Below are 14451 nucleotides of genomic sequence, written 5' to 3' on the forward strand. Positions count from 1 at the left end.
CTCCTCGAATCCGCTTGAGTTATTGATCCAGCTTAATTTTGATTTGGCCGGATGAGATCTGAGTTTTCAGATCCTCGAAGGTTTGCTGCTCTTCATCACTGAGCGTGATATTATGTAGAGCGGTCAGGCCTACGGCGTTCTCAGCCAGACCCTCGACAATTTCCTTTTGAGGGAAGGTGTGCTTATTTTGAATGAATGTGTGCACAGCATTGTAGATGGATACATCCACATTTTTCAACATCGATGTCAGAATCGCTTTTTCCGCCAAAAAGAATTGATCTGTGTCTACGCCAATCGCGTATTTCCCCAATTTCTGAATCTCCGTGAGTGCACCGACCCCTGTTAAGCCAGCAGCCACATAGATCACATCAGCACCATTGTCCTGGATCAGTTGTGCAGCAAGTTCCTCACCCAGTTTGGCATTTCCAAAGTCTCCAGCGTAAATAATATCTACCTTCGCATCCGGGTTGGCAGCGAGTACGCCTTGCTCGAAGCCCTGCTCAAAATTGCGAAGCACAGGAATCTCCATGCCGCCTAAGAAGCCAACATGATCTTCAGTGGTCGCCATCCCGGCAATAATACCTGCGAGATAACTGCCTTCTTCTGCCCGGAACGAGATGGAGGCGATGTTGGGCAGTTCGGACTGACTGTCAATCAGCAGGAATTGCTGATCAGGATACTTCGTCGCTACTTTCTCCATATCGGCTTGAATGGTATCGCTAAGACCGATAATCAGGTCGAATTTGGCTTCTGCCAATTGTTCAAAGGAAGCTTCAGCAGTCAGCTTCTCATTAGGTTCACGATAGTCAAAGACAATGCTATTCTCATCCCTCGCTCGAACAAGCCCATCAAAGGCAGCATCATTGAAGGAGCGATCGCCCAGACCAACTTCCGTCATCACGATGCCAACCTTCGTTCTGGTTTCCGTTGCCGTTGATTTAGGATTTGCTGAGCAAGCTCCCAGAATGAACACCATTAGGATTAGAATCATGGTGAGCCTTACGCGGGTGGTATGGTTTGTTTTCATGTGTGATACCCTCATTTCTGTCATGACAAAGTTTGATTGTAGTGTCTTCTTGAACACATAGGAAAAACATCTAGCCGAGAGATATTGCAAAAAAATAATATAGGTAGGGAGTATTTCCCCTTATCTATATCGGATAGAGATGCACTGTGTTTTATGGTAGGTGCTGAAAATTTACGAAAATATAACCTAATTTCATGAATTAAACATTCAATTTACATTTCTTGACGTAACCATATGTATATACGCTTATACAAGTTGTTTGCTGATGTAAAACTAGCGAGTGTCTTACATCTCATTTAAAGATATCTTCCGCCACCCGTTTGCTGCTTGCTGCGTCACGTTCTCTAGACATAACCCGATACGCTTGCAAAATAGTTTCTTCCCTGTAACGTAATTCTGACAAAATATGCTCCATTCGGAGTGATAAGAGACGCCCCAGGAAAACGAAAAAAACCAAGTAGAGATCATATGAATCATCTCTACTTGGCTCTGATTGAAAGTTTGCCTAATGAACATGATGTGCCATGTGTTATACAGCATAATGAATGACTACAGCAGTGCAAGCATATCCCATTAGGACCATATGGAGATGCCGACTCATCTTCTCACATTCATCCATATCCTCTATCACGAACACAGCGAATGTTCGACGCAAGTCTACCACGCGGCAATGGTTCCATCTGCTCGACTTTCCGTTCCTCCGCATAATACACCATTGTCTGGGTTACGCCAGATGATCTGACCACGACCGAACTGAGACGGATCGACCTGCACCTGGATATCATGCCCTTTACGGGCGAGTGCTTGTGCAATATGCTGCGGGAAGTCCGGTTCTACAAGAATGGTTTTGCCTTTGGTCCACTGCCAGCGAGGGGAATCCAGTGCGGCCTGCGGATTCAGGTGGTAATCGACCGTGTTCATCACGACCTGCACATGACCTTGCGGCTGCATGAACCCACCCATGACACCAAATGGCCCAACCGCTTCATTACCCCGCGTGAGAAAGCCTGGAATAATGGTATGGTACGTTCGTTTGCCAGGCTCTAGTGCATTCGCATGAGTCGCATCCAGTGAGAAATTATGCCCGCGGTTTTGCAGCGCAATGCCTGTACCCGGTACAACGAGTCCTGAGCCAAAGCCCATGTAGTTACTCTGAATAAAGGAAACCATATTACCCTCACCATCGACTGTCGCGAGGTATACCGTTCCGCTTGAGCGTGGATCACCTGCTTCCGGTACGCGTGCTGTATCACCAATGAGTTTGCGCCGTTCTTCCGCGTAGGCATCGGACAACAGCTCTTCCACCGTTACGCCCATTTTGCGTTCTTCCGTAATGTACTTCTCTCCATCGGCAAAAGCCAACTTTATCGCTTCAAGTTGTCGATGATAACCGAGAACAGATTCCTTCTCGTCAAAGTCATACCCTTTCAACAGGTTGAGCGCTGCAAGAGCAATCAATCCCTGACCATTCGGTGGAATCTCCCATACATCGTATCCCCGATACGAGACCGAGATTGGATCAACCCACTCTGGCTTGAACGCCGCAAGATCCTCTTTCGTCAGATAGCCACCATGCTCTGCTATAAAGTTATGGATGCGCTCCGCCAGATCTCCTTCATAAAAGTCTCGCGCTTCGCTCTCGCCAATTCGGCGCAATGTTGCCGCATGATCCGGCGAGCGCCACATCTCTCCAACGGCGGGTACGCGCCCGCCCGGAGCAAATGTCTCAAACCACGCACGCCCTGCTTCGGCATCCCCCTGGCGTGCATAGATGTCGGCTGCCCGTGCCCAGTGACGGGCCAGCCCTGGCGCAAGCGGATAACCTTCCTCCGCATAGCGGATGGCAGGTTCCAGCGCTTCCGCCAGCGTGAGCCGTCCGAAACGACGGCTTAGCTCAGCCCAACCCGCCGGTGCGCCAGGCACCGTCACCGGAATAACGCCCAGCTTCGGCATCTCCGTATGGCCTGCCGCTTGAAGCGCCTCAATCGAAATGCTCTGAGGCGCAGGACCACTGGCATTCAGACCGTGCAGCTTGCCCTCTGTCCAGACGAGGGCAAAGGCATCGCCTCCAATGCCATTGGAGGTTGGCTCCAGCACGGTGAGTGCTGCCGCAGTTGCTATGGCGGCATCAATGGCATTGCCGCCTTTTTTCAATATTTCAAGACCAGCCTGTGAAGCGAGGGGCTGCGATGTGGCAACCATGCCTTGTTTGGCATAGACAGGTACACGGTAAGAGGGAAACGGTTGATAGAGTGGATCAAAATGCATCAGACGTCAGCTCCTTGTCACAAGATGTCAGGTTCCGGTATAACCGAATAATTACTCCTAACCCTCTTCGCAACGGAACAAGGGATATCCTGCTGATGAAGCCAAATTCACTCTCACATCAACGTTACAGCGTGCCAGAAGTACAGCTGTAGCATGTCCTATACGCACAACCAAAAGCTGTGCAATGCGCACAGCTCCCATCACGCATTACACAGCATTTATCCTTATCAAATGAATGAGCTACATACGGTGAATCCAATTTACCTCATTTGTAATAAGATGATCTCACTTTATTCTATTGTTACACCTCGTTCAGCTCTGAGTACATCGTTTTCCGCCTACAAATCTGGAGTGGCTAGACATGCGGCGCGGATAATTTTTGCCTACGGGAAACCTTATGTGGTAACCATATCGCCGCCGTTCACATGAATGCACTCACCAGTAACATAGGAGGAATCACGGGATGCAAGGTAGACATAGGCAGCCGCAAGCTCGTAGGGCTGACCAGCCCGACCCATTGGTGTATCTGTCCCAAATACTTGCACATCCTCAGCAGAGAAGCTGGCAGGAATGAGCGGTGTCCAGATCGGCCCCGGGGCAACAGAATTCACGCGAATCCCTTGTGGAGCGAGCGATTGAGAGAGTACACGGGTCAGCGAGACGACCGCTCCTTTGGTGGAAGAGTAGTCAATTAACTGCACGTTACCTTTGTACGCTGTAATAGAAGCTGTATTAATGATCGATGCGCCTTTGCATAGATAGGGGAGAGCTGCTTGGATCAGAAAAAAGTAGGCAAACACATTCGTTTGAAATGTATGGTAGAGCTGTTCCTCTGTAATATCGACAATGCTAGGCTGTACATACTGCACCCCATGGTTATTGACCAAAACATCAATTTTCCCGAACGTTTCCATCGTTGTGCGAATGACCGCTTCGCAGTTCTTTTTTAGCCTGAGATCAATCTCAATCAGCAGACAACGCTGCCCCAATTCCTCAATTCGTTCACGGGTCCTCTCGGCATCGGTTCGTTCATATAGATAAGCAATGACGATGTCTGCACCTTCTTTGGCAAAAGCAATAGCTGTCGCTCTTCCAATCCCACTATCGCCACCCGTAATAATGGCCACTTTGCCTTCTAATTTGCAGCTGCCAATATAAGCGGGATCTTCGCTGATCGGTTCGGGTACCATTAAGGTTTCTAGACCGGGCTGTTGATCCTGATGCTGGGGTGGAAAAGCTAGCTTTTGTTCTTTACATACCGTTTTCTCACCATAAAAAGGATAGACGGGATTCATGAATGTACATCCTCCTCGAACGTTCATTGATACGGCTAACCTATGCATCCGCCCAGAGGAAGGTGCGGTATTGATCAGGAATCATTTGTTTTTTACATGCGGAATATACCATAATAAGGATATCCACTCATTCCATATAGCTCCACACATGAAGTGTAAGATGAGATGTTGATCATACGATGGAGGTGTCAGGTGTCAATGAACATTCAAGGGATTAACCATCTGTGCTTTTCTGTATCCAATCTCGAAAAATCCATAACATTCTATGAGCGGGCGCTTGGTGCTCGCATTCAGGTGAAGGGACGTAAGCTAGCCTATTTTGAGCTGGCAGGCTTGTGGATCGCTTTGAATCAAGAAGATGTCATTCGCAATTATACTGAACAAACGTATACACATATTGCTTTTACCGTTACAGAAGAGGATTTTGATGCATCCGTACAACAGTTGCGTGAAGCGGGTGCGAACATTCTACTAGGTAGACCGAGGGATAAGAGGGACGCATTATCCGTTTATTTTACGGATCTCGATGGGCATCTGTTCGAACTACACACCGGTAACCTGCAGCGCAGGCTGGAATATTACCGTGAGGACAAACCACATATGACCTTTTATACGGAATAATTGAACATCCAATACTTAAGCTCCAACACTCAAGTAGGATTTCATTTACAACTTGATAAAGACATATAGGGATTACATCTAGAAGAACTGGATTGAAAATAGCTTACATATCTATTGTGTAAGTCATAGGTTCACCTATAATATGGAATCTATCACCTTATTTTACCACTGTTAAATACTTTCCATGCCACATGAAACTAGTTGCACATGTCAATGTTCGATCTCAATCTCAATGTGTAAACATTCCAAGGAGGTTTCTCATGATTGAATTTCCTAAACCAGATGTAGAGCAATATTTTCAGTCCTACCGGATTACCCATTTTGCCGTATCCAGTGATGAGACACGTTTGTATTTTGACAGCAACCTGAATGGTCAGCCCAATATCTGGGCGATGGATCTGCCGGGAGGGTTTCCTTATCCGCTGACATACTTGAATCAGAGCAGCATGTTTATCAAGCCCGATCCACTGGGGCGTTATATCTTAACTGCATTTGATCGTGATGGCAACGAGAGTTATCACTTATATGCCATTCCGCCAGAGGGCGGGGTACCGAAGCCGGTAGTACCTGCAGAGCCGAATGACCGCTGTTACTTTGCTCATCTATCCGAAGATGGGGAGCGTCTGTACTATTTTACGAGTGCTGGCAATCCGAATTATCTGAATTCTCATCGTCTTGATCTTGCTACGGGCGAGGATATATTGCTCCATAGCGGGGAAGAGGTGTCTAACAGCCTGGCTGCGGTGAGTCCAGATGAGAAGAGCTTTGTCATTGTGAAAATGTACTCCAATACATATCAGACAGCGCATCTGCATCGAGATGGTGAGATCGAGGACATTTTACCTGTGTCAGAGCGGCAGAGTCAGGTACCTTTTGTCATCTATGTGGATCATAAACGTCTATTGATGCTCACCAATGATAACGAGCCGTATTCCTATGTTGCGGAGTATGATCTAGATACGCGTGAATTCCGTCCGGTTTGTAAAATTGAAGGTGAAGATGTTGAGAGATTTCGTTGGCACAAAGAAACCGAAACTTTATACCTATGGACACTTACGGGCACGGAAAACCGGATGTACATCATGGGCAAACAGGACGCTGCGCCTCGGCGGGTGGACATGCCTTTAGATACGATCGCGCAGGCGACCGTGAGCAAATCAGGTAACCTATATATCCTTGGACGTGGAGCTATTCAGCCACATAACATCTATCGATTACCTGCGGGGAGCGATTCTTGGGAACCCCTGACCAATAATCGGGTGACTGGGCTGAGTACTGATGATCTGGTGTATCCAGACGTGATCCGCTATAACTCGTATGATGGGCTGGAGATCGAAGCTTTGTTGTTCAAGGCTAAGCCAGAACTGGCGAACGGATATACGGTATTTTGGCCGCACGGAGGGCCTCAAGCCTCGGAGTCGAAGTTTTTCCGTCCGATGTTCCAGATGATGTTAGCTCAGGGATACCATATTTTTGCACCTAATTTCCGGGGGAGTTCCGGTTATGGAGCTGAATTTATCAAGATGGTTGAACGAGATTGGGGCGAAGGGCCAAGACTGGATTGTGTTGCGGGGATTCAATGGCTGTTCGATCAGAACATCTCCTCACCAGACCGTCTGTTTGTTGTAGGTGGCAGTTATGGGGGTTACATGACCTTGCTTCTCGCAGGTCGCCATCCAGAACTGTTCCGAGCAGCCGTTGATATTTTTGGCCCAAGTAACCTGTTCACATTCCTGGAATCCGTCCCTGAGGATTGGAAACCCGTGATGGAGAAGTGGTTAGGTGATGCCGAGCGTGATCGTGAACGCTTAACCAAAGATTCGCCAATTACCTATCTGGATCAGATGGTGAACCCGATGTTGGTCATCCAGGGGGCTAATGATCCTCGAGTCGTGAAGGCAGAGTCGGATCAGATCGTGGAGGCATTGCAGAAGAAGGGTCTGGACGTCGAGTATTTAGTGTTGGATGATGAGGGACATGGCTTCTCCAGAAAAGAGAATGAAATTCTCGTGTATCGGCGCATGCTGGAGTTCCTACAGAAACATCAGGAAGCCCCGGTACAGCAAGGTTAATCCTGGACGGACTTGTACATTGGCAAGGAAACGTAACAGTACAAGTAAGAGTACAAGAGAAAGTAGAACAGGAGCAACACTTCTAACTTTAAGCTCCTAGCAAAATAGATCCATTTAAAAAACCGGCAGGACGTGAGAGTCTCTCAACGTTCTGTCGGTTTTTCACATTTATTTTTCCAGACCTATTACTAACCTTATGCTGTCAGCATATAGCCATATTAGTCCAGCAGGGCAATAACCGAGTCAATATACTGCTGTGCCCATGTGGCAAAAGGTAGATCTGCATCCCAAGTGACTTGTTGGGTTGCTTTGGCTTCACCCCATACCAATATGCGCTGATATAGAAGATGGATTCGCAGTCGTTCAGCAAAATGCTGGCACCGTTTCACATCCTCGGCACAGACCTGCTGACGGTAAGTACATAGAAATTTTTGAGCTAGCTCAGGCTTATGTTCACGCAGATACATAGCCGTTATTTTGGTCAGATCGGCGGTGCCATCTCCAAAATACGATGTTGTAAAATCGAATAAACCACTAATCTGCCATTCATAAGGAGCCTTCTGCTGTTTCTCCATTACCAGATTCTCGGACTTATAATCACCCATGACAAAGCTATAGACCGACATGGATTCAAAAGCAGACCTAGCCTCATTTAGCTGCTCGTCGACCCAGTCTATATCCTCATCGGTAATGCTAGAATATTGGGTAGCATCCTGTAACCAGTAGTCTATCGTGCCATATAGCCAGTCCGAATACGTTCCTGCAAAAGGTACAATTCGCTCAGCCACCGGATCATATTCTCCTGCATTAGGCACCTTCCAGTGGTGGAGTTCGGCGAGTGTATGTGCCAGCATCCTGGCAATCTGCTGTTCCTCGTCTGAGCTTAGTGTTGCTTGCAAGGCAGGATCATGCAGATGCTGTCCCGGTAATTCTGGCATAATGGCATAACTCCAACCAAGAAGTTCGGTCTCCTCATGAATCAGATAGGGGATAGGGACAGGAATTGTGGTGTGCTCTGCTAGCTTCTCTACGAAAAACCGTTCCTCCTGAAGCTGTCCGTTATATAACGGATTGCCTTTGAGGATGTATTCACCCTGAGAAGTGTGAATATGCAATGTCTGTCCCATAACCCCTTCAGCCGTTCGGCGGTAATGGATGAGTGTGCCGAGGTTGAAGTTGTCTAGCGCCTTCTGTAAATCCTTCTCTGCTACTTCCCCAAGTATATTGGTGGCAAAATAAATACGAGTTGTCATAGAAACCTCCTGACTACTCCTTAGTCCAGTTCAGCTCTAGAGAACAGGTCATGAATGAGATCATGCTGTTCACAGGCCTGTTTGAACCCTCGGGTGAACGTTATAAGTGCATCCTTGTTATCCGAGTAGACACAGAACATGTCGGCTTCAGGATCGAAATGAATTACGGCTACTAACTCGGGCATTTTTTCTTCAAGAAACACGGCTGCTAGGGAAGCCCAATCGTAACCATTGCCCTCGAAGCCTTCGTCAGCACGTGATTCGAAGACCTCTTGCTTATACGTACCTACATTCAAAATAACAGAATAGGAGCCGGTCTGTGCATCAATAAATATAAACGGCGCAAGTTCTTTTTCTAGTGTTGATGGCATTAGCTGCCCTCCTCGAAGATATGTTAGCTATCTTGTTCGTCTTCATCGATTTCGAATGTATCGGGATCAACCAGCCCATGCACAAATGCTTCAAAATTAGCAGCCAGGTATGTAATCTCATAGTCATCCTCTTGATCGACATGAACTACACAGGGCTCACCCTCCGGGCCACAGAACCGATAATCCAGCATCACGACATCGTGGCCCGCCGATGGACAATCACAGATAACGATTCCGAGATCAGGGTATCCCCAATCTTCAATCATGAACCGGCTTCCAAATTCCCCGCCTAGGGAGTACATTTTAACCCGCCCAATGCCCGAGATGCTTGTAATCGCAATATGATCCTCTGCCCAGGAAGTTTCTTCTTGGGTAGGAAATGCAGTGAGCGTTGGAACGCCACCATTCTGGGTGTGCATCAGTTGAATGTAGGAAGCAGGTAGCTTGTACCCTAATTCCCGCTCAATCGATACAATCATTTCCTCATCGAAAGGCTCGGAGACATGGTTATCTGTTGCATAATCGCTCTGCTCCCAGAATGTTGCAGGAGTGTAGGTTCCAGACGCGGCTCTGAGGTGATTCAATGTCCCGCGACGTTCCCATTCATCTCGTTCCGCCTCATAGCGTTGCAGGTCTTGTTGCATCTTTTCCGCTTTGGGTCTGAGCATTTCGAGGAATTCCAGCGTAGAATCGTCATGTGGCAATAGCTCGTTCCCTCGCTCAAAAGCCAGCAATGCTTTTTCGTAACTCGCAATATAAGCATATGCGTACCCTAAGCGGTATTGCCAGAGCGGATCATAGGCTCCTTGCTCATGAACAGATAGTAACTGCTCAATCGCTTCACGGTATCGTCCCGTATTGTTATAAGCTCTCGCCAGTTGACCAACTAGCTCATAACTCCGGTCAGATTCCGGGATATTTTGAATATGCTCTATAATGCGATTGTACTCGTCCTGTTCATGCCAGATGTTCAGTTGTTCCAGCAGTTCTCTTTCCATCATTACACCTCATCTCTATAAATGCGGAGTATTCCTTAATTTGTATATGTATATTGTACAAGGTCTAAAGTCAAAAAAACACTCCCGTCAGCAGACAGCCGTGAAGGCTTCCACCGAGAGAGTGTTTTGGTAATGCCGTTAGGGATATTTGGGTGAATTCCATATTCGATGCTGATCATGCCACTAGGCATGTTTGGTAATCAAAAGCGAACTTTTTGAACTAACTCATAAAGATCAGGTTTAAAAAGGTCGGTTTTCAGTACCGAGAAGATGGAATAAAGCTAAAAATGGAGTAGCGGAACGTAGGTAGAGCTACGTGAGCAACGGACATTTCGGGTGAATTCCATATTCGATGCTGATCATGCCAATTAGGCATGTTTCGTAATCAAAAGTGAACTTTTTAAACTATCTCTTACAGATCGTCAAATCCGTTGTCGTCGCCGACTTTACCGTAGTTACGGGATTTAGCTTCGAAGAAGTCTGTTTTGGTTGCATTCAGTGCTTCATCGGAGAATGGTTTGATCCAAGGCATGCAGTTCACATCAACGCCTTCGTAGGCTTTTTCCATACCCATCAGACGCAGACGTTTGTTAGCGATGTACTTGATGTAATCTTCCAGCTCATTCAGGTCAATGCCGCGAACGTTGCTGAGGGTGTAGTGTGCCCAGTTGGTTTCGAGCTCAACCGCACGGTCAATCGTTTTGTAGACGTATTCCATGTTCTCTGGTGTGTTCAGTTCTGGGAAGTCGACCAACAGTTGCTTGTACACTTCTGCGAAGAAGTAGCAGTGTTGGTTCTCATCACGCTGAATATAAGAGATCATTTGACTTGTCGCCATCATTTTCTGGTCACGGGCCAGATTGTAGAAGAAGGCGAATGTACTATAGAAGAAGATACCTTCAAGGATCAGATCGGCAACCATCGCTTGGAAGAACGTCTGTGGAGACGGCTCATCCCGGAAGCTCTGATAGATGTCAGCGATAAACCGGTTACGATCCAGCAATACCGGATCATGCTTCCAGTATTCGAAGATTTCTTTTTGCTCCTGATCAGATACGATGGAAGACAGAACGTAAGAGTACGATTGGTTGTGAACAACCTCTTGTTGTCCAATGATTGCAGAGATCGCTTCAAGTGAAGAATCGGTAAAATAACGTTTAACATCACCAACAAACATGGTTTGCATGGAATCAAGAACAGCGAGTAGGGAGATGTTAATTTTAAATGTACGTTTCTCTTCCTCTTCCAGTTGAGCAAACTGGGAAGCATCTTTGGACATCGGAATTTCGTCCGCAATCCAGTGGTTAAGCAATAACACTTTGTACAGTTTGTACATGTGAGGCATACGAATGTCGTTCCAGTTCAAGATCCCTGAGCATTCGCCTTCAATGATACGTGTCGATTGGTTAGGGGCTTCGGTATTGAAAATTTTCTGTACTTGCATAATCCGTTCACTCCTTGAATGAATTTCAACTTATCTATATCAACATCGAAAATGATGTTGTGATCGTATTTAGGCAAAAAAGTACCAGAGCAACGCTATTTTGCATTCAAAACAGGATGCCCTGGTGGTCATCGTAAGTCTAGTAAATATTCTTTAGTTGATCAGCTTGCGCAAGAATCACATTCTTCAATCGTTAATGCACGGCTACGTACATAATACGTAGATTTCAAGCCAGCTCTCCAAGCGTGCAAGTGCAGTTCCAAGAACTCCGTTGCTTTGATGTCTGGACGAACATACAGGTTGAAGCTTTGGCCTTGGTCGACGTGACGTTGGCGAGCAGAAGCCATATTAATGGAAGCATGTTGATCCACCAAGAAGGCTGTTTTGTAGTACCAGATCGTTTTGTCGGACAGATCCGGTGCCGGGTTCGCAATTTTGTATGTTGTTTTCTCTTCATAAGACAACAGTTCATACAATGGATCGATGCTGGCTGTGGAGCCGGCAATAATAGAAGTCGATCCGTTTGGTGCAATGGCGAACAACCAAGCGTTACGTACACCGTTTTGTTGTACTTCAGCTTGCAGGTCTTTCCATTGTTCTGTCGTTACGAATTCACCTACGCGCTCACCGGAAGTGTACTCGCGTTGATCGAAGTATTTACCACTTTCCCAGTCAGAGCCTTTGAATTTCGGATAATGTCCTTTTTCTTTGGACAACTCCATGCTGGCTTTAACGAGCAGGTAGTTAATTTTCTCATACAGGTTATCGTTATACGTAACAGCCTCTTCAGACTCCCAACGGATGCCTTCAAGAGCAAGCAAGTGATGAAGTCCGAATGTTCCCAGACCGACTGCACGATATTGGCTGTTCGTGTATTGGGCTTGCAGTACTTCAATATTGTTAATGTCGATTACGTTGTCCAGCATACGAACCTGGATGGGTACCAGACGCTCTAACACATTATGAGGCACGGCACGTGCCAAGTGAATGGAGTTCAGGTTGCAGACAACGAAGTCGCCAGGTACTTTGGAAATGACAATACGTGTTTGTCCGTCTTTCGTAACCAGTTCTTCCTTTTCTACTACAGTAGCAGATTGGTTCTGCATAATTTCAGTACACAGGTTGGAAGAGTAAACCATACCGTGAGCACTGTTCGGGTTAGTACGGTTAACCGTATCACGGTAGAACATATAAGGCGTTCCTGTTTCCAACTGGGATTTCATCACACGTTTCATGATATCAATCGCTTGAACTGTAATCCGGGACAAGAGTGGGTGATTAACAGCCTCTTCGTACTTCTCACGGAATGTTCCTTCGCCGAAGGACTCGTCATAGAAGTCTTCAAGTCCGAGTGCACGACCATTCTCGTCTTTCCAGCCCATAACTTTCTTCGTTTCGTGTGGGCAGAATAGATTCCACTCACCGCGGCTTGCTACACGTTCCATGAACAAGTCAGGCAGACATACACCGTGGAATACGTCATGCGCACGCATCCGCTCGTCACCATTGTTCAGCTTCAGATCGAGGAATGCCAGAATGTCTTTGTGGAAGACATCCAGGTATACGGCAATCGCACCTTTACGTGTTCCAAGTTGGTCTACGCTAACTGCTGTGTTGTTCAGCTGACGAATCCAAGGAATAACGCCTGAACTTGTGTTTTTGTGACCACGGATGTCTGAACCACGGGCTCTGACTTTACCAAGGTATACGCCAATGCCGCCGCCCATTTTGCTTAGACGTGCAACATCTGTGTTGGAATCGAAAATTCCTTCAAGGGAGTCGTCCACCGTGTCGATGAAGCAACTGGATAGTTGTCCAGCTACTTTTTTACCAGCATTGGACATCGTAGGTGTAGCAGCCGTCATGTACATGTTGCTCATTGCCCAGTAGGCTTCTTTAACTAGATCCATCCGTTTGTCAGCAGGTTCTTGGTGCATCAGGTACATCGCAATAACCATGTAACGTTCTTGAGGCAATTCCATAACTTTCCCATCAAAATCGTGAGCAAGGTAACGTTCTGCCAATGTGAGCAAGCCGATGTAGTCGAACAACAGATCGTTGCGGTAATCAATGCATTCCGCTAGCTCGTCAATCTGTTCTTTGCTATAGCATTCGAGCAGTTCTTCGCGATAGATCCCTTTCTTCACAAGATCTACGAGGAGAGGATGGAATGCACCGTAAGGCTCGTCCGGATAAGATTTGTATCTACGGTTGGTTGCCGCTTTTTTGTATAGAGAAGTAAGTAGGGAGCGTGCAGCTGCAAACTTCCAGTTTGGCTCCTCTTTAGTTACGAGCTCCAGTGCGCTCATCATAAAAGCATTACTGATCTCGTCCCCGGTAACTTCATCACGGCGGAGCTTGCTCGTCACTCCTTTTACCAGACGTTCCTTGTCCAGCATGTCTAGCCCACCCAGAATACGGTCGGCGTATACAGAGATACGCATATCGTCAAAGGCAAGCTGGCGGTTGTTCGGCTTGGTCACAACTTGTGGCATGAATATTCCTCGCTTTCGCATGTTTAAGAGATAAATTGGAGAAATTCTTTATATAAAGAATTGAGTGTTTTCTTACGTTGATAGAACATATCGATTGCATACTGCGGACTTAGCGGCGGTAACAGGTCAAGGCTTAAAGCGGTCAAAACAGAGTCAAAACGCAGCACAAATGCAAACCATGGTCATATAAAAAGCATTCTCCCCGCCTTGCGGCTGAAAATGCCCATGGATGCTCTGACTTCCTGCTTGTCACATCTTGCTTCATTCGACAGAACAGGGTGCTGTATGTAAGCTTTGGTCTGATAGAGACGTGCCTGTAATTTGAGGTGCCGGGTGCAGTCCAAACAGCCCCGTTAACCTCTACGTCAACTCTGTTTCGAGAAAGCGATTTACACCTACAGGGACGTGCATTTGAAGGTGATTTCATCCTGTTTTTCACGAGAAGACAGAAGGTGACTAATCGAAGCGGGGTAATCCAGTTTCACTACATTTTGTTGCTGTTAGAATACTGTAACCCAACATATAGTGTTTGTAAACAGGGTAGACACCGTGAAACGTAATTCCGAGTATACCAAAAATGCCGAGATTCCGCAAAGGAAAAGGTCTG

The 14451-nt window shown here is 46.7% G+C and carries 10 protein-coding genes; 2 read left to right on the plus strand and 8 right to left on the minus strand.

What is annotated here, in order from left to right; all coding sequences use genetic code 11:
• Positions 1-19: 19 nt before the first annotated feature.
• The 3 genes from ASD24_RS29580 to ASD24_RS29590 form a co-directional block, all read right to left on the minus strand.
• Positions 20-1027: a BMP family lipoprotein gene (locus tag ASD24_RS29580; RefSeq protein WP_056704037.1), complete on the minus strand. Its 1008-nt coding sequence runs from the start codon at positions 1025-1027 to the stop codon at positions 20-22.
• Positions 1028-1684: 657 nt separating this feature from the next.
• Positions 1685-3295 carry a gamma-glutamyltransferase family protein gene (locus ASD24_RS29585; protein WP_056704039.1) on the minus strand — a complete coding sequence of 537 codons (1611 nt, stop codon included), beginning with the start codon at positions 3293-3295 and terminating at the stop codon, positions 1685-1687.
• Positions 3296-3690: 395 nt separating this feature from the next.
• Positions 3691-4590 (minus strand): glucose 1-dehydrogenase, encoded by a 900-nt coding sequence (locus ASD24_RS29590; protein ID WP_056704042.1) that lies wholly within the window; start codon positions 4588-4590, stop codon positions 3691-3693.
• Positions 4591-4788: 198 nt separating this feature from the next.
• Here ASD24_RS29590 and fosB point away from each other — a divergent pair, with 198 nt between their 5' ends.
• Complete coding sequence (fosB, locus tag ASD24_RS29595) at positions 4789-5211, plus strand: metallothiol transferase FosB (RefSeq protein WP_056704044.1); 423 nt, start codon at positions 4789-4791, stop codon at positions 5209-5211.
• Positions 5212-5471: 260 nt separating this feature from the next.
• Positions 5472-7283, plus strand: a complete 1812-nt coding sequence (locus ASD24_RS29600) for a S9 family peptidase (RefSeq protein WP_056704047.1) — start codon at positions 5472-5474, stop codon at positions 7281-7283.
• A gap of 218 nt (positions 7284-7501) precedes the next feature.
• Here the strand turns inward: ASD24_RS29600 and ASD24_RS29605 are convergent, their stop codons facing one another.
• The 5 genes from ASD24_RS29605 to ASD24_RS29625 all read right to left on the minus strand — a co-directional run bounded on the left by ASD24_RS29605 (position 7502) and on the right by ASD24_RS29625 (position 13844).
• Positions 7502-8536, minus strand: coding sequence for a phosphotransferase family protein (locus ASD24_RS29605; RefSeq protein WP_056704051.1), 1035 nt, complete (start codon positions 8534-8536; stop codon positions 7502-7504).
• A gap of 20 nt (positions 8537-8556) precedes the next feature.
• Complete coding sequence (locus ASD24_RS31270) at positions 8557-8907, minus strand: immunity 51 family protein (protein WP_056704054.1); 351 nt, start codon at positions 8905-8907, stop codon at positions 8557-8559.
• Between the two features lie 23 nt (positions 8908-8930).
• The gene (locus ASD24_RS29615) at positions 8931-9908 is read right to left on the minus strand and encodes an SMI1/KNR4 family protein (RefSeq protein ID WP_235540967.1); all 978 of its coding nucleotides are present in this window, start codon (positions 9906-9908) and stop codon (positions 8931-8933) included.
• A 409-nt stretch (positions 9909-10317) separates the two neighbouring features.
• Positions 10318-11349: a ribonucleotide-diphosphate reductase subunit beta gene (locus ASD24_RS29620; RefSeq protein WP_056704060.1), complete on the minus strand. Its 1032-nt coding sequence runs from the start codon at positions 11347-11349 to the stop codon at positions 10318-10320.
• Positions 11350-11510: 161 nt separating this feature from the next.
• Positions 11511-13844 (minus strand): ribonucleoside-diphosphate reductase subunit alpha, encoded by a 2334-nt coding sequence (locus ASD24_RS29625; protein WP_056704063.1) that lies wholly within the window; start codon positions 13842-13844, stop codon positions 11511-11513.
• Between the last annotated feature and the right edge of the window lie 607 nt (positions 13845-14451).

It is taken from the genome of Paenibacillus sp. Root52, from assembly GCF_001426865.1.
In the GTDB taxonomy this organism is placed as follows: Bacteria; Bacillota; Bacilli; order Paenibacillales; family Paenibacillaceae; genus Paenibacillus.

What these genes read in the sequence shown, in the direction of transcription:
- ASD24_RS29580 (WP_056704037.1), bottom strand. Translation starts at nt 1,027, where the DNA reads ATGAAAACAAACCATACCACCCGCGTAAGGCTCACCATGATTCTAATC.
- ASD24_RS29605 (WP_056704051.1), bottom strand. Translation starts at nt 8,536, where the DNA reads ATGACAACTCGTATTTATTTTGCCACCAATATACTTGGGGAAGTAGCA.
- ASD24_RS29615 (WP_235540967.1), bottom strand. Translation starts at nt 9,908, where the DNA reads ATGATGGAAAGAGAACTGCTGGAACAACTGAACATCTGGCATGAACAG.
- fosB (WP_056704044.1), top strand. Translation starts at nt 4,789, where the DNA reads ATGAACATTCAAGGGATTAACCATCTGTGCTTTTCTGTATCCAATCTC.
- ASD24_RS29590 (WP_056704042.1), bottom strand. Translation starts at nt 4,590, where the DNA reads ATGAATCCCGTCTATCCTTTTTATGGTGAGAAAACGGTATGTAAAGAA.
- ASD24_RS29600 (WP_056704047.1), top strand. Translation starts at nt 5,472, where the DNA reads ATGATTGAATTTCCTAAACCAGATGTAGAGCAATATTTTCAGTCCTAC.
- ASD24_RS31270 (WP_056704054.1), bottom strand. Translation starts at nt 8,907, where the DNA reads ATGCCATCAACACTAGAAAAAGAACTTGCGCCGTTTATATTTATTGAT.
- ASD24_RS29625 (WP_056704063.1), bottom strand. Translation starts at nt 13,844, where the DNA reads ATGCCACAAGTTGTGACCAAGCCGAACAACCGCCAGCTTGCCTTTGAC.
- ASD24_RS29620 (WP_056704060.1), bottom strand. Translation starts at nt 11,349, where the DNA reads ATGCAAGTACAGAAAATTTTCAATACCGAAGCCCCTAACCAATCGACA.
- ASD24_RS29585 (WP_056704039.1), bottom strand. Translation starts at nt 3,295, where the DNA reads ATGCATTTTGATCCACTCTATCAACCGTTTCCCTCTTACCGTGTACCT.